The sequence below is a fragment of the Chitinophaga sp. genome (assembly GCF_035564935.1).
Classification (GTDB): domain Bacteria; phylum Bacteroidota; class Bacteroidia; order Chitinophagales; family Chitinophagaceae; genus Chitinophaga.
The window spans coordinates 1-3,217 of record NZ_DATMTE010001025.1 but is presented as its reverse complement, the minus strand read 5'-3'; the positions used below and the strand labels follow the sequence as shown (position 1 = coordinate 3,217).

Here is a 3,217-nt window from a genome sequence, read left to right as displayed (position 1 = left end):
GGGGATGAATAATGATGCCACCAAAATCATTTTTCCGGTAGTCATTCAGCATGGAATCGATGTTGCTTTTGGTGATTTTCGTATTCCATACCCAGAATGGTACTGTTCCATAATCCCGGCCAGGACTTTTAAAACCGGCAGCCACCTTTTCAAAGCGTTCTAATGGCTGCTGTGCCTTTACCATGGAGCCCATCAATACAACAGCGATAGTTAAAACACCGAATAAGAATTGGCAGATGCGCTTTTGCATAAGTTATTATTGATTTTCAGATTTATTACTATTGTCCAGCACCGTGCGTGTAATAATACTTCTGCGGCCCGCAGGAGTAATAACGATAGTTTTAAGTGTGATCGTTTTTCCTTTCGGAACAATGATAGTTACCGGTGTGGTGTATTCATGATCATAATCTCCCGGAGGCCGGTTATTCAGCGTATAAAATATCCTGGCTCCCGGTACGGGCGGCTGCACTACTTCAAACCGGAAGCTACCGGTTGCAATAGTAGAATCAGTGTAATTAAACACCGTGGGCACGCGGTAGTTGATACCGGCTTTATCAAAGCGTTCCAGGTGCAATGGTAATGCTGTGCCGGCGAAACGAAGATAGTCTTTTACCGTTTCATCCGACCATCCTGTTTCGGCCAGCGCCAGCATACGCGGAAGCATCATATATTGGAGCTTTGAAACATCAGCAATGTTTTCTGTCCATATACAGGCTTCCACGCCCATAATATGTTTACGTTCTTCTGCAGATAATGCGGGATATCCGGGGTTATACTTATACGCTTTCCATGCCGGGGCATCGCCACCATGACTGGAAGGCTCCTGGTCCGATGCGCTTTGGGCATAATCAAAATAAAGCCCGTTGCCGCCCGGCGCCAGCACTATATCCAGCCCTTTCCTGATTTGTGCAATGGCGGCCTTTTCACCAAACCTGCTCATTATCGTAATACTGTCTTTCACATTGCCCTCTGCTACTTCATCCCAGGCGATCAGCTTTTTGTGTTTGGACTGGATGATCTTATTCAATCTTGAAATGAAATAGCTTTGCAGCTCATGGGTGTTCCTGATACGATGCGTTTTCATAAAGGACTGCACTGCGGCATCCTTCTCCCAAAAGCCTTTATAACATTCATCTCCCCCGATATGTATATACGGGTAGGGAAATAATGCGGCTACTTCTCCGAATACTTTGTCAAGAAATGTATACACCCGCTCATCAGTGGGATTAAGCGAATTGTCTTCATACATTTCATAGCCGCCATTGGGAAACCATTTGGCAAAGCTGCTGCCGGGATTTACTTTAATATCTTTATTACGCGTCACACATAATTCGGGGTATGCGGCAATAGCCGCCATTGAATGACCTGGCACATCAATTTCCGGCAGTATTTCAATATGTCTTTCGGCAGCGTAGCGGATCACGTCTTTCACCTGTTCCTGTGTATAGAATCCGCCATCGGTGGCCTTTTCGCCGGGTTGCGGCGGCAGGGTGTTACCACCAAACTCAATGCGCGGCACACGCCAGGCGCCTACCTGTGTAAGTTCAGGGCAGCTTTTGATTTCCAGCCGCCAACCCTGGTCGTCGGTAAGGTGCCAGTGAAAACGGTTCAGTTTATAGTACGCCATCATGTCCAGCAGATCTTTGATCTGTTCTACTGTGAAGAAATGCCGGGACACATCCAGCATAAGCCCGCGATAACCAAAACGGGGAGCGTCCTCTATGGTTACACAGGGAATGGCAACGGCGCCGTTTACGGGTCCGGAGATCAGCTGCAACAAAGTTTGCATCCCGTAAAACAAGCCCGCATTGCGGCCTGTAAGTGTAATGCCCGCAGGGGTTACCGATAACCGGTATCCTTCTTCGGGCAATTGTTCTGCACCGCTGGTAGTAATAACCAGTTCCGCGTTTTCTGCGGCGCCTGTTGCTACTTTGTTGTTAAATTTCCAGCGGCTGAAAAGCTGGCCTTTGAAATAATCAACAACACGCTGCGCTTTCACATCCGCCCGGATCAATGTATTGGAGCTGAAAATAAAGCTACCCGTATCCGTTTTTACTGAGCGCGGCATCGGGATCAGCGCCGGCGCAGCCTGTTGCGCAGCGCTATTCCCGACACTAAAGCCCAGTAACGCCAGGCAACAGGTATATATCTTTACATATTTGCTAAAGTACATTACTGATAATTATCGTAAACTATTTTCACCTTATAAAAGCAGGCGCCATTCACTATTCTTGATCCCTGCCATTGTCCGCCGGATGTGTAAAAATCAACCGTGCTGGACGACCAGTTATTAAGCGGGCAACTAACTGCAGGGCGTGGGTTTTTATTGGCATCCGGTCGCACCAGTACAATTTGCCCGCTGGGTTGATTTCCCATTCCTTTCACAAAAGTGAGGTTGTTGGTAGGAGCCATGGAAAAGGTTTTCGTAGTTTTATTGAAGACGTATTCACCTCCGTTGGTAGTAACCCACAACAGGTTGGTATTACCGTAATACGCGCTTACTTCATGCCCCCAAACGGTGGGTAATGTAACCCGGTACTGTTTTAATTCAGTTAACTCCGGGTTGGCATCAGTGCCGCCAACCGCCAGGGCGGTGAGGATATGCGTATTATTGGTTAAGTCCTGGCCTATCACCCACAAGCCGTTAATAACCGGGTCCCACAACACCGCATGCGCTGCACCCAAAGTAAACTCCGCATAGGTATTGTTATCCGGTCCCTGTGAAGCGGCATATACCCTGATCCAGTTACCATCGGAAGCTGCCAGGGCGATATTGCCATTAGGCAGCAGTTCTGCCGAATGCAGGTTGCCGGAAATCAATTTTGACCATACCCGCTGACCGGAGGGATAGGCTACCAAAGCAGCCATACCATTGTCGCTGATAGCGGCATAAGTAGCATCCTGCCTGGTTTTCATTTTCCGCACTTTGAAATCGGTACCGCCGCCAAAACTCTTGATTTCATTGGCGCTGAAACCCAGCCCGGTGGTGGGCGACCATGTCCACTTTTTTGCCTCCGCAGTATTCCAGTCGGTCGCCATCGGATCATACAGCTCTATCTGTTTGGAGGCGTCGTTGGTTAATGCCAGCTGCAACCCCGGGTAAGGAACCGGGGTTACAACCGGCGGATTAGTTGGAGGACCGGGAGTATCTGCTCCCTGTTTTTTACTGCATGCCATTTGAAAAATAACCAAAGCCACTTCAACGCCTGTCAGTATT

General features: G+C 48.5%; 3 protein-coding genes. All 3 read right to left on the bottom strand.

Annotation, left to right across the window (positions count from 1 at the left end):
• Positions 1-250: hypothetical protein (locus VN105_RS26615; protein ID WP_325645968.1), on the bottom strand; the 250-nt coding region annotated here is incomplete at its 3' end.
• 6 nt (positions 251-256) lie between these two features.
• Entirely contained in the window at positions 257-2,173 is a 1,917-nt protein-coding gene (locus tag VN105_RS26610; RefSeq protein ID WP_325645966.1) for a family 20 glycosylhydrolase, read from the bottom strand.
• The coding region (locus VN105_RS26605) for a DUF6528 family protein (protein WP_325645964.1) at positions 2,173-3,217 on the bottom strand (1,045 nt) is incomplete at its 5' end. The genes VN105_RS26610 and VN105_RS26605, both read right to left, overlap by 1 nt.

What these genes read in the sequence shown, in the direction of transcription:
- VN105_RS26610 (WP_325645966.1), bottom strand. Translation starts at nt 2,173, where the DNA reads ATGTACTTTAGCAAATATGTAAAGATATATACCTGTTGCCTGGCGTTA.